Source organism: Neobacillus niacini, from assembly GCF_023715415.1.
In the GTDB taxonomy this organism is placed as follows: Bacteria; Bacillota; Bacilli; order Bacillales; family Cytobacillaceae; genus Neobacillus; species Neobacillus niacini_C.
Window position 1 is genome coordinate 127,285 of sequence record NZ_JAMBOB010000006.1, and the last position, 23,243, is coordinate 150,527.

Here is a 23,243-nt window from a genome sequence, read left to right on the forward strand (position 1 = left end):
TAAGATAGGAGGGAGAAAATATGAAAAAAATCTATCTAATATGTAGTTTAGCAGTGTTTCTATTGATTACAGCTGGAATCTCTTTTTTTCTCATAAGGGATGCAAGCTCCAAAGTACCTGCAAATATTACCTTGATTAATCAGAATGGTGAATCTTATAGTTTTGGTGATGATAAAAAACTTAAACTTGTTGAATTTATTTATACGAATTGTCCAGATATTTGCCCCACCACTACGCAAAAGATGGTGCAATTACAAAGTGATTTAGAAAAAAGCAACGTCTTCGGTAAAGAAATTGAATTCCTTACGATTACTATAGATCCCTACCATGACACACCTGAAGTAATACAAAAATATATGAAGGCTTTTGAAATTCCAAATTCTGATAATTGGATTTTCCTCACTGGTGATCAAGAAAACATCAAAGCTGACCAAAAAAAGATTAGGGAAGTTGCAGAATCACTCCAGTTTCAATACAAAGACCCAGGGAATGGTCAATTTGTTCATACGTCGTTTACCTATTTAATTGATGATAACAATAAATTCATTTCAAAGTTCCCAATGGGAGAAGATTTTGATAAACAAGAAGTCTATGAAGAAATCATGGATGAAATTAAATAAGTGCATAAAAAAAGCGGTTAGTCCCTAGGATTAATCGCTTTTTAATACCTATTTAATTCACGGATGAAGGAAACTTTTTTATTTGTTGCAGAGATAATAGGTAGTTGGACTTTGGTTTGGTTAAACTTGCTTTTATTCCGGCCTGTTTTAACTTGTTAACGAGTTCAGTAAGTTGCTTTTTCGACATACTTCTCACCTACTTTATTCCTTCACTTCTTCTTTACAATAATTCTACAACAAAAATATGAATAAAGTGTGAAAACGAAGAAAAAAAATTAGAAAAATTTTCTGCAATTTATTTTATTTTCTTCTATTAAATTCTCTCCTTCTACAAAGAATTCGCTCTTCATCCAATTTAATGGTATAATTAGTAGATATTTTGCTGTTGGAGGATAATGATAAAATGATAACTGTTAGTAACGTAAGTTTAAGATATGGTGACCGTAAGTTATTTGAAGATGTAAACATTAAGTTTACACCTGGAAATTGCTATGGCCTAATTGGTGCAAATGGTGCTGGAAAGTCAACATTTCTAAAAATCCTATCTGGAGAAATTGAATCTCAAACCGGTACTGTTCAACTTGGTCCAAACGAACGGATGGCTGTATTAAAACAGAACCATTATGAATACGAGGAACAAGAAGTATTAAAGACCGTCATTATGGGTCACGCAAGACTATATCAAGTAATGCAAGAAAAAGATGCAATCTATATGAAGGAAAACTTCACAGATGAAGATGGAATGAAAGCAGCCGAGTTAGAAGGTGAATTTGCTGAACTAAATGGTTGGGAAGCAGAGCCAGAAGCATCTATTCTTTTAAAAGGTCTAGGTATTGGAGAAGACTTACATTATAAAAAAATGGCTGATTTAACTGGTTCTGAAAAGGTAAAGGTTCTTTTAGCGCAGGCTCTATTTGGCAGACCTGACGTACTACTACTGGATGAGCCGACGAACCACTTAGATATTAAGGCTATTCAATGGTTAGAAGAGTTCTTGATTAACTTTGAAAATACAGTCATTGTCGTATCCCATGACCGTCATTTCTTAAATAAAGTTTGTACTCATATTGCTGATTTAGACTTTGGTAAAATTCAAATTTATGTAGGTAACTATGATTTCTGGTATGAGTCAAGTCAATTAGCTACAAGACTTACTTCTGATGCCAACAAAAAGAAAGAAGAAAAAATTAAAGAGCTACAGGCTTTTATTGCTCGATTTAGTGCGAATGCTTCTAAGTCAAAGCAGGCAACTTCTCGTAAGAAGCTATTAGATAAAATTACGCTAGACGACATTCGACCATCCTCTCGCCGCTATCCGTTCGTAGGGTTTACACCTGAACGAGAAATTGGTAATGATTTATTAATGGTGGAAGGATTAACAAAAACAATTGACGGTGTAAAAGTCCTTAATAACGTAAGCTTTTTTATGAACAAGGGTGATAAAATTGCTCTTGTTGGACCGAATGAAGTTGCGAAAACAACTCTTTTCAAAATATTAATGGGTGAAATGGAAGCTGACAGCGGAACATTTAAATGGGGTATTACCACTTCTCAAGCGTATTTCCCTAAGGATAACTCCGAGTATTTTGAAAACAGCGAATTGAATTTGGTTGATTGGCTTCGTCAGTTCTCTCCTAAAGATGAAAGCGAAAGCTTCTTAAGAGGATTCCTAGGCAGAATGTTATTTTCTGGGGAAGAAGTGCTTAAGAAAGCAAGCGTCCTTTCTGGAGGAGAAAAGGTTCGTTGCATGCTCTCTAAGATGATGTTAAATGGAGCAAACGTTTTACTTCTTGATGAGCCGACAAACCATCTTGATTTGGAATCTATTACTGCATTAAACAATGGGTTGATAAACTTTAAAGGTTCTCTTCTCTTTTCTTCTCATGACCACCAGTTTATCCAAACTGTTGCAAACCGGATTTTCGAATTAACACCAAATGGATTAGTTGATAAGCAAATGACTTATGATGAGTATTTAGAAAATAGTGATGTTCAAAAACAAGTGGCAGAGATGTATAACAATAATTAATAAGTAAAGCGGGCACATCGGGTGCCCGCTTTTCTTTATTAATCTTTCTTCTGTTTTCTACGTGAGGATGATGCTTCTCTTGTTCCTGTTTCTGTTGTTGTTGTTCCTTGGCCTTCAACCTGCGGCGACGCTAGGCCAATGGTGGATGGATCCTTTTTTCGTTTTCCCATGGTTACACCTCCTCTTTTAGTTTTTGAAGATAATCGTGACTTATACAGAATAATTATGGGGAACTTTGGCATGCTATTGATTGAGGAGGTGTTTTGTATGGCGAAAATTGGTGTAGAAGAATCTCTATCAGATATTCAACAAGCCTTAAGAGAAAAAGGACATGATGTGGTTCAATTAAGACAGGAATCTGATGCACAGAGCTGCGATTGCTGTGTTGTTACAGGTTTAGATTCTAATGTAATGGGTATGCAGGATACCTTTACAAAAGGCTCAGTTATTGAAGCAAATGGAATGACCGCAGATGAAGTCTGTCAGCAGGTAGAAAGCAGACTCCAGTAAGCCTAAATCAACACAATCATGTATTTTTTACCTAAACTGCCACATACGGCAGTTTTTTTTATACCTCATACTTTAATCAATAATTTTCTTTCGTTATAATGATAGAGACACTTTGATAGATTTTGAGAGGACGTAATACATGAAAAAGTTATTTCTTGTCGGTCTTGCCCTTGTCGTACTTGGTCTATCGGCATGTTCATCTAAGGAATCATCCCAAACAAAAACAGTAGAATTGACCATTTCTGCTGCTGCAAGTCTTAATGAGTCTCTAATAGAAATAAAAGGGAATTTCGAGAAAGAAAATAAAAACATCAAAATTTTGTACAATATAGGAAGCTCAGGGGCTTTGAAACAACAAATCCTTCAAGGAGCACCAGTCGATATTTTCCTTTCTGCATCACATGATCAATTTACCGAATTATTTCAAGAAGGTTTAATCGATGAAGAAAGGCAGATTGATTTCTTAGGTAACCAGCTTGTATTAATCACTAACAAAGAAAATCCTGTACAACTGAATGGTTTTGCTGATTTAACCAACAGTCAAATCAAAAAAATGGCAATAGGTATACCAGAGTCTGTTCCAGCCGGTAAATATGCGAAACAAACACTCCAAAATACCGGTGTTTGGGAACAAATTCAACCCATTGTCATTCAAACAAAGGATGTCCGACAAGTACTTACTTATGTTGAAACAGGTAATGTTGACGCAGGTATTGTTTATATGACAGATGTAAAAGCATCTGATAAGGTTAATGTTGTGGCAGTTGCAGGTGAACAGACTCACGATCCGATTATTTATCCTGCAGGCATAATAAAAACCACACCTCATAAATTGGAAGCTAAGAAATTTCTTGACTATTTACAAAGTGATACCGCAAAAACAATTTTTGAAAAATATGGCTTTATAGTATTGGATTGATGATCATGCTTGCATATGAATTTTGGCAACCCCTTAGATTCTCTATAGAAGTCGCTTTTATATCCGTCATTATTGTTAGTTTTTTTGGCATATTGTTTGCTAGACTATTATATAACAAGAAATTCAAAGGAAAAATGCTGCTTGAAACCTTCCTGATGATGCCTATCGTTTTACCGCCAACGGTGATAGGATTTTTACTTATTTACTTTTTTGGAAGAAACAGTCCAATCGGTGCTTTAATCGAGGGATTTTTCCAACATTCCATCATGTTTACACCCTGGGCAGCGATTATTGCTTCAAGCACGGTTGCATTTCCACTTATGTATCAATCTGTTAAATTAGGTTTTCAATCAGTCGATAAAGATATAGAAGATGCAGCTAAGGTAGATGGCGGAAGCAGAGGAAAGGTATTTTTATTAGTATCCCTGCCATTGACGCTTCCTGCAATAATCTCCGGGCTGATAATGAGCTTTGCGCGAGCTTTAGGTGAATTTGGAGCAACATTAATGTTTGCTGGGAATATCCCAGGAAAAACACAAACAGCTCCAACAGCGATTTATGTTGCGATGGAATCCGGTAACATGAGCTTGGCTTGGTCCTTCGTTCTATCAATGGTACTCATTTCTTTTCTCATGCTGCTACTTTCGAATATGATTCAAAAAAAGTCATGAAGAGTCTATCTCTTCATGACTTTTTTCATCATGGTCTTTTCACCAATTTTTTTCTTACACCCAGAAAAAGTCCTGCACATGCAAAAAGAATAATTCCATAAATAATATTTACACTGCTCTCCTCACTAGTTAACAGCTTTTCCTCTTTTACTTTACCATTTACTGGTTCAAATTCTTTTGCTTCTAGTTGTATAGTTTGAGTGACTACACCATCGTTCACTACTTCGAGTATACCTTGATTTGTAATACTTTCTTCTGAACCATCGACATGCTCTGTAATAACAATATCACTTATAGTGTAATATTCTTTTTCTTTCATTTTGAATAACTCGTCTTGTTTAATCACACGATGGTGAAAGTTTTTCAAACCATATTCTATCAGTCTTTCGGTATCCTGATAAGTATCCTTGCTTCTTTCCCCTTTTAATACGATTGCAGTCAGCTTTATATTTTCATTTTCCGCTGTTGTTGCTAATGTATGTTTTGATTCATTGACAAAACCAGTTTTTCCACCAGTAATTCCTTCAAAAGGAATCTCCCCTTTTAAAAGACGATGGTGGGTCAGGAGTGTCGTTTCCCAGGACTCCCCACTCCAAGGAAGCTCCTTGGTTCCGAAAATTTCAGTGAACACAGGATTTTTTTTTGCATAATTGGTTATTAAGCCTAAATCTTTTGCAGTTGTATAATGATTTTCATTAAACAATCCATTTGGATTAGTAAAATTTGTATTGCTTACCCCGATTTGCTCCGATAAATACTTATTGATATTTACTGCAAACTGTTCTACACTTCCGTCAATATGTTCAGCGATTGCTACTGCTGCATCATTCCCTGAGTTAATCAACATTCCTTGGATTAACTTTTTTAAAGGTACCTTTTCACCTTCAACTAAATAAACCCTTGTTCCCTCTTCCTTTACTGCCCTTGGACTTATGGTAACAACATCATCAAGGTTTCCATTTTCAATTGCATAGATGGCTGTTGCAATTTTCGTCAAACTTGCAGGGTATAATTTTTCATCACTATTTTTATTATATAAAATGGCACCTGTTTCTGAATCCATTAGCACTGCAGCTTCACATTTTATATCTAAAGGCTCGGTTTCTTGTGCGTAGCTATTTGTTTGGTTTGATAAGAGAAGAAATAATAGCATAAAAAGTGATACAAACTTTGACAATTTACAACATCCTTACTTTTTATTTATCTTCTGATTTTATCAAATTCTCATTGAATGTAAACGTTTATAGAACAATTGTTATTCAAATGAAAGGTTATTAAAGTGATTTTGAAATAATCGCAATAAAAAATAGCTCAGCCATAGCCGAGCCATTTCCTACCTTCGTCGCTTTGAAAGTAATAATGTTATTTGAGTCATTGTTAATGGTAAAGAAAATGTTGATTTTCTTCTATAACCTAAGTATGTAGACTCCCACTTGTTTGTATATTCTTCTTTAAATTTTCTTAATCCTTGAAATTGATTTAGCTCGTTTCCATGTAGATAAATTTGCGCTGCAATTTTTTCACTAACAAATGCATATTTCGAAACTCTCCCGCCTAATTTAAAAAAGGTATAGCCGTTTCCATGTAGATATGGCAGCATATCATCACTAACCTGGTAGAAGACGGGGGTGTATCCATAGCGGTCTGCTTGTTCCTGAAACTCCTCAATCGCATTCGATAATTCGTTATTATCACCTATTAGATCCCCAAGTATCACTAGTTTATCTGCATACTGCTGAAAAGGTATTAAGACATTCTTCTTGCTATTCCAATAAATATATTTATCATCGAGTAATCGTAAATGCGACAAACTTCCATAATAGGTATTTATATGTTCTAGGATCGCTTCTTCTTGACCAATCGAAGTTTCAAATTTCCACTTTTTCGGCTTACTTATTACATATCCTGTAAAAAGGATAAATAATGCAATCAGTAGTCCAATCATCGCAGAGCTGAATAAATCTGATGAATCTTCAATAACATAAGGCAAGAATTGGGACGGGATGGTAATTTTAGAAGATGGCAAATTAGAATAGCCAATCACCAAATACATTGAAATAATAACCGTAATTATCAAGATATCAACTGTAGTTTTCCCCCACGTAAGGACATAACTTTCCCGATAAAAATGTCCTTTTGACGTTCTTAGCAATAATGCAACGGTAATAAGAAAAATAGCTTCCTCGTAATCAATTCCTTTAAAGATAGAAAACAAGGCGGCAAGAATTAACACAAGCATGGTCAAATCGTAAGTTCTTTTTACGCTGTATTCTATCCCTCGTGATAACCCAAGTAAGAGGAAGCCTGCGGCCACAGAGAGCTGATGAGAAATATTAATGATTGGAAAAGATAGTATTTCCTGAGCGATTCTAAGTCTATCTATTATGCCTGGTACACTAGCAGACAATAGCAGGATTAGACCAGAAAGAAAAACGAGAATCGTAACTACGACATGACTAATATTTTGGAGGATTGTGTTAGGAATATTACTCCATGACTTGTTCCATTTCTCCCAATAACGTTTAATAAAAAGTACCGTACTGAATAAAAACGGAATCAAATAATATCCAATCCGGTAGAATAATAGGATAACTAGAACTTTTTCTTCCGGAACATGTAAGTCCTGCATTCCCCAAATAAAAACGAGATCAAATGAACCAAGCCCACCTGGTATCATACTGATAATACCAGCACAAGCCGCCACAACATAAACCGGAAAAAGCTGTTCAAATGTAACAGGTATTTCCATACTCCAAGATAAAAACCAAATACCACAAAAAACGGCTGTCCACTCTACTATTGAAATTAAAAAAAGTTTTACTCCTGCCACAAACGTGATAAAAGGCTGCTTGTCTCTCTTATTTTTAACTATATGAATGCCAAAAAATAATGGCAAGTATAAAGATATACCCAGTACGCCAAAGTAAAGCCATTTTGTTTGTACAAAAATGGGATGGTTGCTGAAACCGAGAGCTACTAATAGTCCAAACAAAGACATTCCAGTCATATAAAAAAAAGAAACAGCCGCAATACCTCCTACCAACCTTCGCTTATCCTTTTCAAATATATGATAGAAGTAGGTTCTTAACATTGCCCCGATTAAGCCGCCAAAGCCAAATAAATTCGAGTAGGTATTCACAATTAAAGCTTGTTCCAGGACTTCTTTTTTTCTAGCCTTTATTCCAAGAATTTTCATTAGCATTACATCATAGAGAAGCATAGGTAACACTGCAGCAAACATTACTACAAAGATAAGGATTAAAGTCCAAGACCGTAGTTGTACAATTTCAGTTTGAAGTAATCCTAGATCTAAATTCCCAATAAACTTTTTCAATTCAAGTAAAGCAAACACTAATAAGAGTAAGGGAAAGAGAAATTTTACAACTGTAAATGTTTTTCTTTTTTTCATACGATCGCTTACCACCTGTACTTTCATTCCTACATTAACTATAAACTTATCAGCTGGAAAATCAAAGTAATTATCACATTTCTAGAGTATATGTACTAGCAATAAAAAAAAATTATTAAAAAGAGACAAGTTTACCTCCCTTCTCTGCATAAACATGGAATAGGACAAATTATTGGGGGGTTACTAATGAAGTTTTTAGTAGTAAAGAAAGATACACTTGTTTTTATTTTGGTAACAGCATTCTTACTCGTAACGATTTCTGCCTGGTTCTTGTTAAAAGCTGGTGATACAGCAGTTTTCAATCAAACAGCTAGTGAGGATATTAGAGAAATTCATATGGTCACAGTAGAATATAACAGTACTACAAAAGATGGAAAGGAAATAGAAGTATACCGTTGGGATCCAGGAACAATTAATGTTGACGCTGGTGAAAAGGTAAACCTTTACATTAGTGGTATTAATGGCGAAGAGCATCCCTTCTATATTGAAGGTACAGACATTAAAGGTACCGTCAAAAAAGGGGAAGAAACAATGGTGCCCCTCCAAATTGATAAAGAAGGTACGTATCGTTTGATTTGTGAAGTTCATGGAGACAGAGATCATAATGGGCCAATGATTGCTGACATTATCGTCGATTAAAAGCAGGAGATTTCTCTCCTGCTTTTTTAATTGTAATTGGGTACCTGTTTCATTGGTTTACACTATAAACATGTTGGTATTATTGATTTCTTCTTATATAACAGTTTGAGTTTTTTCTCAAATAATTATAGTACAGTTTTTAAAAGACGATTTTTACTACTCCTAACACAGGGTATAAAAAACCTTGATAAATCAATAGAATTTAAGGTTCACAATATGTTAACAATATTTGTGATTCCATTCACAAGAAACCTGTTATACTTTAGTTAAGAAATAACAGCAACACTGTTATATTAAAATTCATTCAAACTTATGAGGTGAAATAATAATGGAACAATGGAAAGGTTTTACCAAAGGTACATGGACAAAAGAAGTTAACGTTCGAGATTTCATCCTAAAAAACTACAACCAATACGAAGGTGACGACAGCTTCCTAGCAAGTGCAACAGATGCAACAAACAAGCTTTGGGAGCAAGTAATGGAATTAACAACACAGGAACGTGAAAAAGGCGGAGTCCTAGACATGGATACTGAAACAGTATCTACCATTACTTCTCACACTCCTGGTTACTTAAATGAAGAACTTGAAAAAGTAGTTGGTGTTCAAACTGACAAGCCTTTTAATCGCTCTATGCAGCCTTTCGGTGGAATTCGGATGGCAAAAGCAGCATTAGAATCTTATGGATACGAACTAAATCCAGAAATTGAAAGATTCTTTACAGAGTTTCGTAAAACACACAACCAAGGGGTTTTTGACGCTTATACCGATGAAATGATGTTGGCTCGTAAGGCAGCGATTATTACAGGACTTCCTGATGCTTATGGCCGTGGTCGTATTATCGGTGACTATCGTCGTGTAGCACTATACGGAGTAGATTTCTTAATCAAGGAAAAACAAAATGATCAAAAGAATACAAGCAAGGTAATGACGGAAGACAATATGCGTCTTCGCGAAGAAATTGCAGAACAAATTCGTGCACTAAAAGAATTGAAAGAAATGGCCAGCAGTCACGGCTTTGATATTTCACAGCCAGCTACGACTGCTCAAGAAGCATTCCAATGGTTGTATTTTGGATACTTAGCTGCTATTAAAGAGCAAAACGGTGCCGCAATGAGTCTTGGACGCGTATCTACTTTCCTAGATATTTATATTGAAAGAGACTTGGAAAATGGTACTTTAACCGAAGTGGAAGCACAGGAAATTGTTGACCATTTTGTCATGAAGCTTCGATTAGTAAAATTTGCACGTACACCTGATTATAATGATTTATTCAGCGGTGACCCAACTTGGGTAACAGAGTCAATTGGTGGTATGGCATCTGACAGTCGTTCACTTGTAACAAAAAGCTCTTTCCGTTTCCTACACACATTAGATAACTTAGGTCCAGCACCAGAACCAAACCTAACCGTACTATGGTCACCACAGCTTCCTGAGAACTTTAAAAAATATTGTGCAAAAATGTCAATTAAAACTAGCTCTATCCAATATGAAAACGACGATATCATGCGTCCTGAGTACGGTGATGATTATGGAATTGCTTGCTGTGTATCTGCTATGGAAATTGGTAAACAAATGCAGTTCTTCGGCGCCCGTGCGAACCTTGCAAAAGCTCTACTCTACTCCATTAACGGTGGTGTGGATGAGAAATTAAAGATTCAAGTGGGACCACAATATCAGCCAATCACTTCAGAAGTATTGAATTACGAAGAAGTTATGCAAAAGTTTGATCAAATGATGGAATGGCTTGCAGGTCTATACATCAACACCTTGAATGTTATTCACTATATGCATGATAAGTACAGCTATGAAAGAATTGAAATGGCTCTACATGACTCTCAAATCTTACGTACCATGGCAACAGGTATCGCTGGATTGAGTGTAGTAGCTGACTCATTAAGTGCAATTAAATATGCTGAAGTGAAAGTCATTCGCGATGAAAACGGCTTAGCTGTTGATTTTGAAACAACTGGCGACTTCCCTAAATACGGAAACAACGATGACCGTGTTGACAGTATTGCGGTTGAAATCGTAAAAACATTTATGAAAAAATTACGTAAGCACCAAACCTACCGTAATTCCGTTCATACAATGTCAATCTTGACGATTACTTCAAACGTAGTTTATGGTAAGAAGACTGGTAATACACCAGACGGCCGTCGTACTGGCGAACCATTCGCACCAGGTGCAAACCCAATGCATGGTCGTGACACAAAGGGTACACTTGCTTCTCTATCTTCCGTTGCTAAACTGCCATACAGCTCAGCAATGGATGGAATTTCAAATACTTTCTCCATCGTTCCTAAAGCATTAGGTAAAGAAGAAGAAAGTCAGGTTCGAAATTTAGTTTCTATCTTAGACGGATACGCAGTCAAATCTGGTCACCATCTAAATGTTAACGTCTTTAATAAGGAAACATTAATGGATGCAATGGAACATCCAGAATTATATCCACAATTAACCATTCGTGTTTCCGGTTATGCGGTTAACTTCATCAAATTAACAAAAGAACAGCAGTTAGACGTAATTAACCGTACTTTCCACGAATCACTATAATCGTAGATTTTGGGGCTCCTTTTTAAGGGGCTCCTGCTTTAAAAATAAAGGGGGATCTTCTTCATGAACGGAAATATTCATTCTATTGAAACATTAGGAACAGTCGACGGACCAGGTATACGCTATGTAGTATTTACACAAGGCTGCCTATTACGCTGTCAGTTTTGCCATAACGCGGATACATGGGAAATCGGCAGCGGCAAACAGATGACCGTTTCCGAAATCATGGATGATCTCATGTCCTACCTTCCTTTCATCCAATCTTCTGGTGGAGGAATTACTGTCAGCGGCGGTGAACCACTTCTACAAATACCTTTCCTTACTGAATTGTTTAAGGAATGTAAGAAGAAAGGGATTCATACGACCATTGATTCTTCTGGAGGCTGTTTTTCTCACTCTAAACTATTTATTGAACAGCTTGAAGAGTTATTAAACTATACGGATTTGATATTACTTGATTTAAAACATATTAACCGTAAAAAACATATCCAATTAACGGGTATGGCAAATGACCATATTCTTGAATTTGCTAAGTTTTTATCTGATCGTAAAGTACCTGTATGGGTGCGCCATGTCCTCGTCCCTACTGTTTCAGATGATCCAGAGGATCTTCAAAAACTTGGGGAATTTATTGGTACATTAGAAAATGTCCAAAAGATTGATATACTGCCTTACCATAAGCTCGGTGTTTATAAATGGGAAGCACTAGGATTAGAATATCCATTAAATCATGTTGAACCACCTTCTGAGGAAAAAGTGGATTTCGCATATAAGATGATTACAGCACACTGGAAAAATCAGTAGCTGAGAGGGAAAATGCTGCTCTACAGTTGAGCAGCATTTTTTGATAATTTGTTTAAATTGCTTCTTAACCCTTTCTCCTTTATACTCAATTCAGGTAGCAGTTAAAAAGCGAGGTGATTATTTTTGTACCAATTGCTCATTGATTTTACTGATACAAATGCGTTAGAAGCACTATATTTAAGTCTATATTTCGGTGTAATTATTAAAGTACTCTGGGCATGGAATGTGGAATATTGCTTTATGGGATCCATAAGCGAACCCGCACATACAAAAATCAATCACCCATTGTTTATTTATAAGAAGAAATGCTCTGTAAATAGAAATCTTATTCTAAATCGTATCTTTAAATATATTCGTAGAAAAGAAAGTTCACAAGATGATACAGAAGATCCTATTTCCTCCTCCCTATTACAGCTAAAAACATTTTAACCAATTTTAGGAGGAAATATGAAAAACAAATCTTCTTTACCAATAGTATTACTGTTAACCTTAACTACGATCTTACTTTCTGCTTGTTCAGCAGCAGATGGAAAAGGTGATGGATTTTTTAATACGTATTTTGTCGAACCATTTACTGTTTCTATACATTTTCTAGCTGAGTTTTTCAATGGAAGCTATGGGTTATCGATTATTCTTGTTACCCTCATCATTCGACTGATATTAATGCCGTTTATGCTAAAGCAATATAGAAATCAAATGAACATGAAAGAGAAAATGGATGTCATGAAGCCTGAAATGGACGCCATCCAAAAGAAAATGAAAGATGAAAAGGATCAAAAAAAGAAACAAGAAATGCAGCAGGAATTAATGGGTCTTTATCAGAAACATGGTGTCAATCCATTAAATATGGGGTGTTTACCTCTTCTGATTCAAATGCCGATTCTAACGGGCTTTTATTATGCGATTCGTGGTTCTGAAGAAATTGCAAGCCACCGTTTTCTATGGTTTAGTCTTGGAGAACCTGATATCATCATTACTATCATTGCAGGTGTTATATATTATTTCCAATTTAAGGTCTCACAGTCTAATATGCCATCTGCTCAAGCGCAACAAATGAAATTCATGGGGCTATTGTCCCCACTTATGATTGTTATATTCTCTTTCAGTTCGCCTGCGGCACTTCCACTTTATTGGGCAGTAGGTGGTACGTTTTTAATTCTACAAACATGGTTAAGCAGAAAGATCTATCAAAAAGGAAAAGAAACAGAAATGAAAGCAAGTACAATGAATTAGTAACGAAAAGAAGCATTGGGCTCCAATGCTTCTTATTTTCGGTCAAGTTTCCTTCCTACGTTTAACTTTACCTTCTCCCACTCATTATCAAGGATGCTGTAGAAGACCGTGTCTCGAACATATCCACCCGATAGTTTTCTATCCTTTCGTAACGTACCTTCTTTTACAGCTCCTATTCTTTCGATTGCTTTTTGAGAACGGAGGTTTCGAGAATCTGTTTTAAGCTGAACACGCCTAACCTTCCAGCTTTCAAATGCATGTTGAAGAAGCAGATATTTACATTCCGTGTTTACTCTGGTCCTCCATGTATCAGGATGATACCAAGTGGATCCAATTTCTAGACTATTATGTTCAGGTGAAATATCTAGATACCTTGTACATCCAATAATTTTGTCTTCCTGAGTAACAACAGTAAATGTGTAATCGATACCCTTTTCTCTCTTTTGAATAGCAGAAGCAATCATTTGCTCCATTTCTGCTTTACTCCTCACTGTTGTAGCCATGTAGGTCCAAATCTCATCAGGTTTAGCTGCTTCCCATAATCCGTCGATATGCTCAATGCTGATGGGAAGTAGTTTAACTGTTTCCCCTTTTAACTCAAAAAGCTCATTCCACATGCTCATTTATCTCCCCCCTATTTGTATAAAAAAATAGACTGCAGGCTTGGCCTATCAGTCTACATTTTGGAAATATTCTTTATAAAATCCGCCGACCTTGCCGGTATTGTCAATAATATAATAAAACTCTTCTGTTTCATTTTTCACATCATATATCTTTCCAGCAGTTAAAGCTTTATTTACAATATATTTTTTAGCATCCGTATGTACACATTTTACTTTTTTTACTGTTTCACGATCGCGCCATGTTAAATGAATCATCCTAGCACCGTTCCTTTCCGTTAATAACTATTCCTTAGTTAGTATAATCAAATGGGACAGTGTAGCGCAACTAAATTTCATTGGTGGCTTATGAAATATTAATATGGTTTTAATATGACAAATTTGTGAATTGGGTTCTCAAATGGAAATAAAACGATTACAATATAAAAAACTGAATATTCAATTCACTTTCCAAAGGAGGCATTCTTAAATTGAAAATTATGAGTAACGAACTATTGGTAGTTTCGTATCGGGATGCAGTGAAGTCTGGGAAAGAAAAAGAATGGATAAAGATTTTAAAGGATGAAATTAAACGTCGTGGATTAAGGCCATTTAAAAATCGATAACTTTTGCCATCTGAATGAAGAACCGCCGATTATGTTCGGCGGTTTTTTACTGTAATACTTTCAAAGACCTCTTTCTCATTTACAAAAAGCTTATCAATTTCTGCCATTACCTTCATACTTGCTTGGTTAGCATCGTCTGCATAGACGTCAATAAACTTTCCTTCATATTCAAGAGTGGCATGATCATAGCGGGGATCATAATAATGCTCTAGTAAAATACCAATCATTGTTTGATAATCCTTATTTTCTAAAGTTTGAATCAGTGCTTTTTTCATATCCTGATCTTTAATTCTTCTCAAGATTTTTTCAATCCCAATTGAAATTTGATCATGATACCAAGGTTCATTTTGATAAGGCAATACATATTCGTATACAAGCTGTACAACCCTTTGTTCTATAGGGGTGTGGATATAAATATTAATCCCTTTCATCTTCTTATCCATAAGCTCTTCAGGCTGAACAGCTTTCCCAATTCGTTTGCTTTCTGCTTCCATAACAAAATATGCAGAACCCTGAATTTCTTGAAGACCTTTGTATAAAAGGGAATCGAATATCTTTTGATTATTTCCTTCTCCAAGCCCGATTGTGCCAAATATAGATCCTCGATGAGCAGCCATTTCTTCAAGGTCTAGTATTGGATACCCATGAGACTTCATATTCTTCAAGACTTCTGTCTTACCTACTCCAGTAAATCCATGTAATACAACTGCTCTTTCTGGAATCATCGTTGGAATTCGCTTAAGAATATATTGTCTGTATGCTTTATAGCCGCCTGTTAGTCGCATTGCATAAATCCCAGCAAACTCTAAAAAGGTGACAACTGCCTTGCTTCTCATTCCCCCGCGCCAGCAGTGAATGATTAACTCTTCCCCATTTTGCATTGCTTCTTGGATTTGCTTTAGAAGCGCAGGAATTTTAGGTGAAACAAATTCCATTGCTCGCCATTTCGCTGTTGCTTGTCCCTGATGTTTATAAATAGTTCCGATTTCCTCACGCTCTTTGTCCGTAAATAAAGGAATGTTAATTGCATCCGGAATTGATCCATCTTTAAACTCAATAGGTGAACGGATATCAATGATGATAGGATTCTTTATTGTTTGTAATTCCTCAACCGTTATTTCCTTCATTTTATATTAACTCCTCTTTTTTACATAAATAGGCTCAAACAAACAAAACTTCCAAGACTGGAAGTTTCAAATCAATAAATGAAAGGGTAAACCCTAATAAATGGTTAGTTTACAAAAAAGTTCAGTAAAAGTATAGACTAATTATATAAGAGTTATACAGAGGTATCAAGAAGACATTCCTGCCAATTTGATAGGTAGAAGTTTTACCTGAAGGGGATTCCTGTTAATTTTTCAATGGCACGACAAAATCGTTTCCAGTCTGGCGGAAAACATTCAATTCCTTCAATCTCATAAACTTTGTGTTTTGTATTTACCTTAATCGACCAATACTTCCCATCAAGAATGATTCCTCCTTCTTTTCGATAAGAGGGCTCCCATTCCCAGATTTTCATTGAATAAATTTCACTTTTAAATTCCACTACGTTACCGATTGATTTATTCTCAAGATTGGTAAATGGGAGGATATTGTCTTTATTTCTCCATTCAAAGACAGTAAATGTATTCCGAAAAAAATCAACATGAACTTTGTAGGACCTACCAGAAAAACCATCAATACCTGCAATTAATGAGTTGATTGTTTCTTTCACCTTCATCATACATCCTCATCCTAACTTAACCAAACTTAATCCTCTAACAAAATTATAGTAAATAATCTCTAGAGCTTCTGTAACAAATGACACTGACACAAAAAAATCCACTCGGTTTGAGTAGATTTTTTGATTCTATCTAATGTTTTTTTCTGGTTTAAGAACAGACATAAAGCTTTCCAATCCATGGATGTCCTTTTTATTGAGTAAATCGACAATCTTACTGCCGACAATCACTCCGTCGCAATGTGGAGTTAACTCCTTAATTTGACTTTCGGTTGATATTCCAAATCCAGCCACAACCGGAATCGGACTTACTTCCTTCACTTTCTTTAAAAATTCCACCACTTCTTGATCGAATTCAGTTCTCGTTCCAGTTATACCTTTTACCGTTACTGTGTATAAAAAGCCTTTACCACGACTCGATATCTCTTTAATTCTCTCTCTCGGTGAGGTCAGCGTAACTAGCCGAATTAATTCAATCCCGGCATTTTCAAGCTCTGCAGCTAGCAAATCTTCTTCTTCGATAGGTAGATCAGGAATAATACATCCGTCTACTCCAGCCTTCGCAATATCTTGTGCGAATGTAGAAATGCCATATGAATAGATCGGATTTAGGTAAGTCATAAGTACGATAGGGATAGAAACTACTTCTCTGGCTTTTGTAAGTTCAGCAATGATTCCCCTTAATGTTGTTCCATTTTGCAGCGACCTAATCCCTGCTTGTTGGATGGTCGGACCATCTGCGACAGGATCGGAAAAAGGAACCCCTACTTCAATGAGAGTCGCACCAAATTTCTCTAAAGTACTGAGCGTTTCAGTTAAAATATTCAGTCCGCCATCTCCAGCCATAATATAGGGAATAAATGCTTTTCGATCTTGTTCATGTAATGCCTTAAATGATTGTTCAATTCTATTCATTATGCCCTCTCCCTTTCTAACCGTTCTTTTACAGCCATTACGTCTTTATCTCCACGGCCTGACAAACAAACAACTATATGCTCTGTTTCCTTCATTTGAGCAGCAAGTTTAACAGCAAAACTGATAGCATGAGCACTTTCTAGAGCTGGAATAATACCTTCAAGTTTAGATAAAAGTCCAAAGGCATCCAATGCTTCGCTATCCGTTATCGACTGATAATTCGCTCTTCCACTGTCTTTTAAGTAGCTATGTTCTGGTCCTACACCGGGATAATCAAGTCCAGCTGAAATCGAATGTGCTTCGATGATTTGCCCATCATCATCTTGTAATAAGTACATGAGTGCACCATGGAGAACTCCTGGTTTTCCTTTTGTAAGTGAAGCAGCATGAAAGTCGGTGTCAGTCCCTTGTCCGGCCGCTTCTACACCATAAAGGCTTACTTCTTTATCTTCGATGAAGGGAAAGAACATTCCAGCGGCATTGCTGCCACCGCCGATACAGGCTACAACGGCTTCAGGGAGCTTTCCTTCCTGTTCAAAAAACTGCTTTTTAGTTTCTTTGCCAATTACACTTTGAAAATCTCTCACCATTACCGGAAAGGGATGAGGACCCATAACTGAACCTAATAGATAGTGTGTATCTTCCACATGTTCCACCCAGTAGCGTAAAGCTTCATTTACGGCATCCTTTAAGGTTGCGCTGCCAGAAGTAACGCTAACGACCTTTGCACCAAGCAGCTCCATTCGAAAGACATTTAAGGCCTGTCGTTTGATGTCTTCTTCTCCCATAAAAATAATGCAATCAAGATTTAATAAGGCGCAAACTGTAGCGGTTGCAACTCCATGCTGTCCTGCACCAGTTTCTGCAACGATTTTTCTTTTTCCCATTCTAAGTGCCAACAAAGCTTGGCCAATAGCATTATTGATTTTGTGGGCACCTGTATGGTTCAGGTCTTCCCTTTTAAGATAAATTTGTGCTCCGCCAGCGTATTTTGTAAGATTTTTTGCAAAATAAAGCGGTGTCTCTCTTCCCACATATTCCGATAAATATCCATCAATTTCTGCTTGGAAACTTGGGTCCTCTTTTGCAATTTTATACGCTTCATCTAGTTCAAGAACGGCTTTCATAAGTGTTTCAGGTACAAATCTTCCGCCATAAATACCAAATTGCCCTTTATCATTCGGCAGTGTATATGAATTCATTTTCAGTTCCTCCTGTTTGGCTCCCTTTAGCCTTAATTATGAATAATTGGATTTTGTTGAGATCCTTTTTCCCTTCTGTCTCAACACCGCTGCTTACGTCGACCATGTACGGTTTAATAAGATTAATTGCCTCTTCCACATTTTCCTTATGCAATCCACCGGCAAGAATCACTTTTTTATCCTTAAGATTCTCTGCAGAAATGCTGTTCCAATCAAAGGATAAGCCGTTTCCACCTCTGTATTTCCCTTTAGGTCCGTCAATCAAAACGTATTCACACTTATAATTCTCTATTGATTTTAAGCTCTGTTCGTCGTGGATACTTATTGCCTTAATTACCGGGTACGAAAGGGATTCACTAAACGCTGGCGTTTCATCTCCATGTAACTGAACATGAGTGAGACCCACACTTGATGCAATTTCCTCTATCTTTTCTTTCGTCTCATTGACAAAAACCCCAACTTTTACTACTTCTTTGGGTAAATGGGCAATAATCTCCTTTGCTTTTACTTCAGAAATCTTACGCTTGCTTTCTGCAAAAACAAATCCGAGGGCATCCGCACCATAATCAACAGCTGCAATTGCCGTAGTAAGGTCCGTAATACCACAAATTTTCACCTTCATTTTTTCAAACCTCCTGCAAGCGGCAGCCTGAAATCCTTGAAGGATTGTGATAGGTCAGGGCTTTTCATGAATGCTTCTCCAACTAAAATTCCATTTGCCCCTGCATCTCGGACTCGCTCCACATCCTCCTTCTGGTGTATACCACTTTCACTAATAAGAAAGGCACCTGCATCCTTAATGGATTTTGCTAAAGATTCCGTTACCTCCAGTGAGACAGTAAAGGTCTTTAAATCTCGATTGTTAACACCGATTAATTGGGCACCTAATTGAAGGGCACTCTCTAACTCAACTTGATTGTGAACCTCCACTAACACCTCTAAATTTAAGCCTACTGCATATTGATACAACTTGATAAGGGTTTCTTGATCCAATGCCGCTACAATCAGGAGGATGATGTCTGCTCCATTTTCTGCAGCCATGTCAATTTGAATGGAATCAATCATAAAATCCTTGCAGAGGATGGGCAAATCCACTACCTCTCTTACAGCTCTTAAATCTGAAAAGGAGCCTTTAAAAAAAGTTGAATCGGTTAGTACAGAAATAGCTGAAGCTCCTGCCTGATCATACCTTGCTGCCTGCATGGCGGGATCCACTCCATTGTTAATGATTCCTTTCGATGGTGAAGCACGTTTGAATTCTGATATAATAGCAATTTCATCTGCTTTGGTTAATTTTTGAATAAAGGATCTTCTAGGCTTCGCTTCGATTTTAAGCAAATTTTCTTTGCGAAGTTTTTGGACTTCTTTTTGTTTTTCCTCAATAATTCGATCTAATATGGTTTCCAAACTATATCGCCTCTCTTTGACCTTTTCTTGTCATTTCGATTAAACCTTGTAATTTCTCATAGGCAGCCCCTGAGTCAATGACATCCCTTGCGATGTTTATTCCATCAGCGATGTTTTCTGCCCTTCCGCTTGCGTAAATTCCGATTCCTGCATTTAATAGCACTGTATCTCGACAGGCACCCTTTTCGCCAGAAAGTACATTCTTAAGAATAACCGCATTTTCTTTCGAATCTCCGCCCTTAATGGCACTGTTATCATACTGTGGAAGTCCCACTTCATCTGGTACAAAGCTTTGCTTAGTTATCACTCCATCTTCTAAAAGTGTAAGATGGTTCTCCCCCTGAAGCGAAGCCTCATCCATAAAGCCTGCACCATTAATGACGACTGCTCGTTTACGCCCTAGATTTTGCAGTACTTCTGCAAATACAGGAAGTAAATCCCTGCGATAGACACCGAGTAATTGATAGTCCAAGTCGATAGGATTCGTAAGTGGTCCGATAAAATTGAAAATGGTAGGGATTTTCAACTGTCTTCTAACAGTCATTACCTTTTTAAGTTTGGGATGAACATGCGGTGCAAATAAGAATGCAATACCAAGCTCATCGAGAATCTCTTCTGTTCGTTCTACCGATAAATTTAAATTAATTCCTAAATACTCAAGCACATCCGCACTTCCCGTTTTGCTTGATATACTCCGGTTTCCATGTTTAGCAACAGGAATTCCTGCACCTGCAATGACAAATGCCGAAGTGGTACTTATATTAAAACTCGAAGAACCATCTCCGCCAGTACCGCAATTATCAATAACATTCGGAAACTTCTTACGAAATGGCAGAGTGTTCTCCTTAAGACCTTTGACGATGCCAGTAATTTCATCCACCGTTTCACCTTTTGATTTTAAACCCATTAAAAAGGCAGCAATTTCACTTTCAGAAACTTCTTCACCTAATAGTAAGTCCATCGCCTCCTTCATTTGAGGCTCTGTAAAAGATCCACCGTCAGCTAATTGGAGTAGATAATTCTTCATTTTTCATCTTCCCTTCTATCTGAGTTAAAAAGTTTTTGAGCAATTGCTTTCCTGATGGTGTGCCAATCGATTCAGGATGAAACTGCAAACCGAATACGGGATAATATCGATGTTTTATTGCCATTACTTCTTGGTCATCCATAGATTGAGCGACACATTCCAAATCAGAAGAAAGAGTATTCTTATCGATAACCAACGAATGATAACGCATTACCTCTAATGGTGAAGATAAATAGGCAAAAATTCCGAAGCCATTATGTGTGATTTGTGATGTTTTTCCATGTTTAATGAAGTTTGCTCTTCTAATTTCACTGCCAAAGGCAGCACCGATTGCTTGATGTCCTAAACAAATCCCTAGGATAGGAAATTCTTGATATAAATTTTGAATAACCTCAATGCATATTCCCGCCTCTTCTGGTTTCCCAGGTCCTGGTGACAGGATGATGGCCTTTGGATTCATTTCCCTTATTTGCTCTATAGTAAGTTGATTATTTCTAATAACCAATACGGATTCTCCTAATTCGCCTAGATACTGATAAAGATTAAAGGTAAAGGAGTCAAAATTATCAATTAGTAAAATCATTGTTCTCCCTCCAAGAAGGTTTTTAATTTATTTATCGTTTCTTCATACTCTGACTCAGGATTGGAGTCGTGTACAATTCCTGCTCCAGCCTGTATATAAGCGGTTCCTTCTTTCAAAATCATCGTACGAATGGCTAAAGCAAAATCTATATTCCCGTTGGCGGATAAATAACCTATCGCACCGGAATAAAGGCCGCGTTTTGATTTCTCTAATTTATTAATAATCTCCATCGCTCTTATTTTCGGTGCCCCTGAGACTGTACCGGCTGGAAGACAGGCAGCCAGTGCGTCAAGATTGCTATGTTCCTTGGTTAACGTTCCGCTAACTTCTGATACAAGATGGATGACATGGCGAAACTTTTCAACCTGCATATATTTATCCACCGTTACAGATCCAAATTCACAAACTCTGCCTAAGTCATTTCTCCCAAGATCAACGAGCATTTTATGCTCTGCCAACTCTTTTTCATCACTCTTTAACTCTTTTTCAATCAAGTGGTCTTCCACAGCTGTTTTTCCTCTTCTTTTTGTTCCTGCAATTGGATTGGCATACACCTGTGTACCTCTAGTCTTTATTAGGCTTTCTGGAGAAGAACCGATGACGGTATAATCCTCGAAATCAATATAAAACATATAGGGTGTAGGGTTATGGGCACGATGTTTACGATAAAGTGATAATGGTGAGCCTTGAAACGATGACTTCATTCTTCTTGAGAGAACCACCTGAAAAATATCACCTGCGACTATGTGCTCTTTGGCAATTTCTACATTTTTGATAAATTCTTCTTTTGAGGTTTCGGACTGAAAGCCTGTAAACTGAAAAGGTTTGTCATCCTGATAAACAGCAGGCTGCTTCAGCTCCTTCATTCTGCGTTCCAGCCTGTTTTCAAGTAAGTCACTATCACCATTTTCAGATAAAGATAGTCCGCAAATTGTAATTTTTTCTTCAAGATGATCAAAAACGACGACTTCTTCATAAAACATTAAATGAACGTCCGGCATTTGCAGTCCATTTGGATACTCTTCGCCAATAACTTCGAATTGACGGATAATATCATAGCCGACATATCCCATTGCCCCGCCGATAAACGGAAAAGGTGCTTCCTCAATCTGTGGCAGCAATGTCTTAATTATGTCAAGTGGATTACCTTCTATAACCTTCTTATCACCATTTCGATAATGTATTTCATTTCTGTTACCTTTGGAGATGAGTTCAAAGGCTGGGTCAGCTCCAATGAAAGAGTAGCGTCCTGAGTCATGGTATTTATGTGAACTTTCTAATAAGAATTTTTTGTTTCCACTAATCTTCTGCAAAATAGAAATTGGAGTGAATGTATCTCCTTTTAATTCCTTCAAAATAAAAGCATTTTTTGTTTTCATACTTTCTGCATCCCTTCGTAAAAAAATAAAAAATCGTCCTCTATATGCATAATTAATAACTTATGCATATAGAGGACGATTCTTAGTCGTGGTGCCACCTCATTTTGAAGCTGTTACTTTCAGCTTCCTCCTTCAGATACAGAACAAATAAAGTCCGATACCCTATCCTTTTAACGGTGGAACTCCGTGCGGCCCTACTTTACGTTCAGGCAGCCTCTCACAAGTCCATTCCACATATCCATTCATATCGGGCTCTCACCATCCCCGACTCTCTGATAAAGAATGATATAAGTGTACTACTCTTGTTCAACGATTTTATTTTATAAATTAAAAACAAACAGGGCCCTCCATCCAAAAAGGACGGAAGACCCGTGGTGCCACCTTCATTAGCCAAAAA

General features: G+C 36.9%; 26 protein-coding genes and 2 other annotated features (1 of these 28 running past the window's edge). Of the genes, 11 read left to right on the forward strand and 15 right to left on the reverse strand.

Annotated elements, in window-relative coordinates:
• Positions 1 to 20 precede the first annotated feature (20 nt).
• Positions 21 to 620 carry an SCO family protein gene (locus M3189_RS15225; protein ID WP_251634931.1) on the forward strand — a complete coding sequence of 200 codons (600 nt, stop codon included), beginning with the start codon at positions 21 to 23 and terminating at the stop codon, positions 618 to 620.
• Between the two features lie 52 nt (positions 621 to 672).
• Here M3189_RS15225 and M3189_RS26970 read toward each other — a convergent pair whose 3' ends face one another.
• Positions 673 to 807 carry a hypothetical protein gene (locus tag M3189_RS26970; protein ID WP_256989117.1) on the reverse strand — a complete coding sequence of 45 codons (135 nt, stop codon included), beginning with the start codon at positions 805 to 807 and terminating at the stop codon, positions 673 to 675.
• Between the two features lie 216 nt (positions 808 to 1,023).
• Here M3189_RS26970 and M3189_RS15230 point away from each other — a divergent pair, with 216 nt between their 5' ends.
• Complete coding sequence (locus tag M3189_RS15230) at positions 1,024 to 2,649, forward strand: ABC-F family ATP-binding cassette domain-containing protein (protein WP_251634932.1); 1,626 nt, start codon at positions 1,024 to 1,026, stop codon at positions 2,647 to 2,649.
• A gap of 38 nt (positions 2,650 to 2,687) precedes the next feature.
• On the opposite strand, the gene M3189_RS15235 is transcribed toward M3189_RS15230, so the two are convergent.
• Positions 2,688 to 2,819 carry a YuzL family protein gene (locus M3189_RS15235; RefSeq protein WP_133367054.1) on the reverse strand — a complete coding sequence of 44 codons (132 nt, stop codon included), beginning with the start codon at positions 2,817 to 2,819 and terminating at the stop codon, positions 2,688 to 2,690.
• Positions 2,820 to 2,916: 97 nt separating this feature from the next.
• Here M3189_RS15235 and M3189_RS15240 point away from each other — a divergent pair, with 97 nt between their 5' ends.
• The 3 genes from M3189_RS15240 to modB all read left to right on the forward strand — a co-directional run bounded on the left by M3189_RS15240 (position 2,917) and on the right by modB (position 4,749).
• Positions 2,917 to 3,159 (forward strand): YkuS family protein, encoded by a 243-nt coding sequence (locus tag M3189_RS15240; RefSeq protein WP_251634933.1) that lies wholly within the window; start codon positions 2,917 to 2,919, stop codon positions 3,157 to 3,159.
• A 139-nt stretch (positions 3,160 to 3,298) separates the two neighbouring features.
• The gene (gene modA / locus M3189_RS15245) at positions 3,299 to 4,078 is read left to right on the forward strand and encodes a molybdate ABC transporter substrate-binding protein (protein ID WP_251634934.1); all 780 of its coding nucleotides are present in this window, start codon (positions 3,299 to 3,301) and stop codon (positions 4,076 to 4,078) included.
• A gap of 5 nt (positions 4,079 to 4,083) precedes the next feature.
• Positions 4,084 to 4,749, forward strand: coding sequence for a molybdate ABC transporter permease subunit (gene modB, locus M3189_RS15250; RefSeq protein WP_251634935.1), 666 nt, complete (start codon positions 4,084 to 4,086; stop codon positions 4,747 to 4,749).
• 28 nt (positions 4,750 to 4,777) lie between these two features.
• Here modB and M3189_RS15255 read toward each other — a convergent pair whose 3' ends face one another.
• Both M3189_RS15255 and M3189_RS15260 read right to left on the reverse strand, forming a co-directional pair.
• Positions 4,778 to 5,926 carry a D-alanyl-D-alanine carboxypeptidase family protein gene (locus M3189_RS15255; RefSeq protein ID WP_251634936.1) on the reverse strand — a complete coding sequence of 383 codons (1,149 nt, stop codon included), beginning with the start codon at positions 5,924 to 5,926 and terminating at the stop codon, positions 4,778 to 4,780.
• A gap of 156 nt (positions 5,927 to 6,082) precedes the next feature.
• Positions 6,083 to 8,158 carry a phosphatidylglycerol lysyltransferase domain-containing protein gene (locus tag M3189_RS15260; protein ID WP_251634937.1) on the reverse strand — a complete coding sequence of 692 codons (2,076 nt, stop codon included), beginning with the start codon at positions 8,156 to 8,158 and terminating at the stop codon, positions 6,083 to 6,085.
• A gap of 186 nt (positions 8,159 to 8,344) precedes the next feature.
• On the opposite strand from M3189_RS15260, the gene M3189_RS15265 reads away from it, so the two are divergent.
• The 5 genes from M3189_RS15265 (at position 8,345) to yidC (ending at position 13,388) form a co-directional block, all read left to right on the forward strand.
• Positions 8,345 to 8,797 carry a cupredoxin domain-containing protein gene (locus M3189_RS15265; protein WP_251634938.1) on the forward strand — a complete coding sequence of 151 codons (453 nt, stop codon included), beginning with the start codon at positions 8,345 to 8,347 and terminating at the stop codon, positions 8,795 to 8,797.
• Between the two features lie 328 nt (positions 8,798 to 9,125).
• Positions 9,126 to 11,351: a formate C-acetyltransferase gene (gene pflB, locus M3189_RS15270; RefSeq protein ID WP_251634939.1), complete on the forward strand. Its 2,226-nt coding sequence runs from the start codon at positions 9,126 to 9,128 to the stop codon at positions 11,349 to 11,351.
• Between the two features lie 63 nt (positions 11,352 to 11,414).
• A complete protein-coding gene (pflA, locus tag M3189_RS15275; protein WP_251634940.1) occupies positions 11,415 to 12,155 on the forward strand; it encodes a pyruvate formate-lyase-activating protein in 741 nt (246 codons plus the stop codon).
• A gap of 123 nt (positions 12,156 to 12,278) precedes the next feature.
• On the forward strand, positions 12,279 to 12,584 hold the full coding sequence (locus M3189_RS15280; protein WP_251634941.1) for a hypothetical protein: 306 nt from the start codon (positions 12,279 to 12,281) through the stop codon (positions 12,582 to 12,584).
• An 18-nt stretch (positions 12,585 to 12,602) separates the two neighbouring features.
• A complete protein-coding gene (gene yidC / locus M3189_RS15285) occupies positions 12,603 to 13,388 on the forward strand; it encodes a membrane protein insertase YidC (RefSeq protein WP_251634942.1) in 786 nt (261 codons plus the stop codon).
• Between the two features lie 32 nt (positions 13,389 to 13,420).
• Here yidC and M3189_RS15290 read toward each other — a convergent pair whose 3' ends face one another.
• Complete coding sequence (locus tag M3189_RS15290; RefSeq protein WP_251634943.1) at positions 13,421 to 14,011, reverse strand: GNAT family N-acetyltransferase; 591 nt, start codon at positions 14,009 to 14,011, stop codon at positions 13,421 to 13,423.
• A 48-nt stretch (positions 14,012 to 14,059) separates the two neighbouring features.
• On the reverse strand, positions 14,060 to 14,266 hold the full coding sequence (locus M3189_RS15295) for a DUF6501 family protein (protein ID WP_251634944.1): 207 nt from the start codon (positions 14,264 to 14,266) through the stop codon (positions 14,060 to 14,062).
• A gap of 221 nt (positions 14,267 to 14,487) precedes the next feature.
• On the opposite strand from M3189_RS15295, the gene sda reads away from it, so the two are divergent.
• Entirely contained in the window at positions 14,488 to 14,613 is a 126-nt protein-coding gene (sda, locus tag M3189_RS15300; protein ID WP_373558151.1) for a sporulation histidine kinase inhibitor Sda, read from the forward strand.
• Between the two features lie 29 nt (positions 14,614 to 14,642).
• On the opposite strand, the gene mnmH is transcribed toward sda, so the two are convergent.
• The 9 genes from mnmH to trpE form a co-directional block, all read right to left on the reverse strand.
• Positions 14,643 to 15,740 carry a tRNA 2-selenouridine(34) synthase MnmH gene (mnmH, locus tag M3189_RS15305; RefSeq protein WP_251634945.1) on the reverse strand — a complete coding sequence of 366 codons (1,098 nt, stop codon included), beginning with the start codon at positions 15,738 to 15,740 and terminating at the stop codon, positions 14,643 to 14,645.
• 203 nt (positions 15,741 to 15,943) lie between these two features.
• The gene (locus tag M3189_RS15310) at positions 15,944 to 16,336 is read right to left on the reverse strand and encodes a hypothetical protein (protein ID WP_251634946.1); all 393 of its coding nucleotides are present in this window, start codon (positions 16,334 to 16,336) and stop codon (positions 15,944 to 15,946) included.
• 126 nt (positions 16,337 to 16,462) lie between these two features.
• Positions 16,463 to 17,248 carry a tryptophan synthase subunit alpha gene (gene trpA / locus M3189_RS15315; RefSeq protein ID WP_251634947.1) on the reverse strand — a complete coding sequence of 262 codons (786 nt, stop codon included), beginning with the start codon at positions 17,246 to 17,248 and terminating at the stop codon, positions 16,463 to 16,465.
• Positions 17,248 to 18,450: a tryptophan synthase subunit beta gene (trpB, locus tag M3189_RS15320; RefSeq protein ID WP_251634948.1), complete on the reverse strand. Its 1,203-nt coding sequence runs from the start codon at positions 18,448 to 18,450 to the stop codon at positions 17,248 to 17,250. Before trpB ends, trpA begins: the two co-directional genes overlap by 1 nt.
• On the reverse strand, positions 18,425 to 19,072 hold the full coding sequence (locus M3189_RS15325) for a phosphoribosylanthranilate isomerase (RefSeq protein WP_251634949.1): 648 nt from the start codon (positions 19,070 to 19,072) through the stop codon (positions 18,425 to 18,427). Before M3189_RS15325 ends, trpB begins: the two co-directional genes overlap by 26 nt.
• A complete protein-coding gene (trpC, locus tag M3189_RS15330; protein WP_251634950.1) occupies positions 19,069 to 19,857 on the reverse strand; it encodes an indole-3-glycerol phosphate synthase TrpC in 789 nt (262 codons plus the stop codon). The genes M3189_RS15325 and trpC overlap by 4 nt, the downstream gene beginning before the upstream one ends.
• Position 19,858: 1 nt before the next feature.
• Positions 19,859 to 20,884 carry an anthranilate phosphoribosyltransferase gene (trpD, locus tag M3189_RS15335; protein ID WP_251634951.1) on the reverse strand — a complete coding sequence of 342 codons (1,026 nt, stop codon included), beginning with the start codon at positions 20,882 to 20,884 and terminating at the stop codon, positions 19,859 to 19,861.
• On the reverse strand, positions 20,856 to 21,467 hold the full coding sequence (locus tag M3189_RS15340) for an anthranilate synthase component II (protein ID WP_251634952.1): 612 nt from the start codon (positions 21,465 to 21,467) through the stop codon (positions 20,856 to 20,858). The genes trpD and M3189_RS15340 overlap by 29 nt, the downstream gene beginning before the upstream one ends.
• Positions 21,464 to 22,846 (reverse strand): anthranilate synthase component I, encoded by a 1,383-nt coding sequence (gene trpE / locus M3189_RS15345; protein ID WP_251634953.1) that lies wholly within the window; start codon positions 22,844 to 22,846, stop codon positions 21,464 to 21,466. The genes M3189_RS15340 and trpE overlap by 4 nt, the downstream gene beginning before the upstream one ends.
• A 68-nt stretch (positions 22,847 to 22,914) precedes the next feature.
• Positions 22,915 to 23,165 (reverse strand) — a binding site (T-box leader).
• A gap of 34 nt (positions 23,166 to 23,199) precedes the next feature.
• Positions 23,200 to 23,243, reverse strand: a binding site (T-box leader); it runs 211 nt beyond the window's last position.

Bases quoted from the DNA above. Each gene is read 5' to 3' on its own strand.
- pflB (WP_251634939.1), top strand. From the start codon at position 9,126: ATGGAACAATGGAAAGGTTTTACCAAAGGTACATGGACAAAAGAAGTT.
- M3189_RS15225 (WP_251634931.1), top strand. From the start codon at position 21: ATGAAAAAAATCTATCTAATATGTAGTTTAGCAGTGTTTCTATTGATT.
- trpA (WP_251634947.1), bottom strand. From the start codon at position 17,248: ATGAATAGAATTGAACAATCATTTAAGGCATTACATGAACAAGATCGA.
- yidC (WP_251634942.1), top strand. From the start codon at position 12,603: ATGAAAAACAAATCTTCTTTACCAATAGTATTACTGTTAACCTTAACT.
- M3189_RS15240 (WP_251634933.1), top strand. From the start codon at position 2,917: ATGGCGAAAATTGGTGTAGAAGAATCTCTATCAGATATTCAACAAGCC.
- M3189_RS15310 (WP_251634946.1), bottom strand. From the start codon at position 16,336: ATGATGAAGGTGAAAGAAACAATCAACTCATTAATTGCAGGTATTGAT.
- trpB (WP_251634948.1), bottom strand. From the start codon at position 18,450: ATGAATTCATATACACTGCCGAATGATAAAGGGCAATTTGGTATTTAT.
- sda (WP_373558151.1), top strand. From the start codon at position 14,488: ATGAGTAACGAACTATTGGTAGTTTCGTATCGGGATGCAGTGAAGTCT.
- M3189_RS15295 (WP_251634944.1), bottom strand. From the start codon at position 14,266: ATGATTCATTTAACATGGCGCGATCGTGAAACAGTAAAAAAAGTAAAA.
- M3189_RS26970 (WP_256989117.1), bottom strand. From the start codon at position 807: ATGTCGAAAAAGCAACTTACTGAACTCGTTAACAAGTTAAAACAGGCC.
- mnmH (WP_251634945.1), bottom strand. From the start codon at position 15,740: ATGAAGGAAATAACGGTTGAGGAATTACAAACAATAAAGAATCCTATC.
- M3189_RS15230 (WP_251634932.1), top strand. From the start codon at position 1,024: ATGATAACTGTTAGTAACGTAAGTTTAAGATATGGTGACCGTAAGTTA.
- M3189_RS15265 (WP_251634938.1), top strand. From the start codon at position 8,345: ATGAAGTTTTTAGTAGTAAAGAAAGATACACTTGTTTTTATTTTGGTA.
- pflA (WP_251634940.1), top strand. From the start codon at position 11,415: ATGAACGGAAATATTCATTCTATTGAAACATTAGGAACAGTCGACGGA.
- M3189_RS15260 (WP_251634937.1), bottom strand. From the start codon at position 8,158: ATGAAAAAAAGAAAAACATTTACAGTTGTAAAATTTCTCTTTCCCTTA.
- M3189_RS15290 (WP_251634943.1), bottom strand. From the start codon at position 14,011: ATGAGCATGTGGAATGAGCTTTTTGAGTTAAAAGGGGAAACAGTTAAA.
- M3189_RS15235 (WP_133367054.1), bottom strand. From the start codon at position 2,819: ATGGGAAAACGAAAAAAGGATCCATCCACCATTGGCCTAGCGTCGCCG.
- M3189_RS15340 (WP_251634952.1), bottom strand. From the start codon at position 21,467: ATGATTTTACTAATTGATAATTTTGACTCCTTTACCTTTAATCTTTAT.
- trpE (WP_251634953.1), bottom strand. From the start codon at position 22,846: ATGAAAACAAAAAATGCTTTTATTTTGAAGGAATTAAAAGGAGATACA.
- trpD (WP_251634951.1), bottom strand. From the start codon at position 20,884: ATGAAGAATTATCTACTCCAATTAGCTGACGGTGGATCTTTTACAGAG.
- modA (WP_251634934.1), top strand. From the start codon at position 3,299: ATGAAAAAGTTATTTCTTGTCGGTCTTGCCCTTGTCGTACTTGGTCTA.
- modB (WP_251634935.1), top strand. From the start codon at position 4,084: ATGCTTGCATATGAATTTTGGCAACCCCTTAGATTCTCTATAGAAGTC.
- M3189_RS15325 (WP_251634949.1), bottom strand. From the start codon at position 19,072: ATGAAGGTGAAAATTTGTGGTATTACGGACCTTACTACGGCAATTGCA.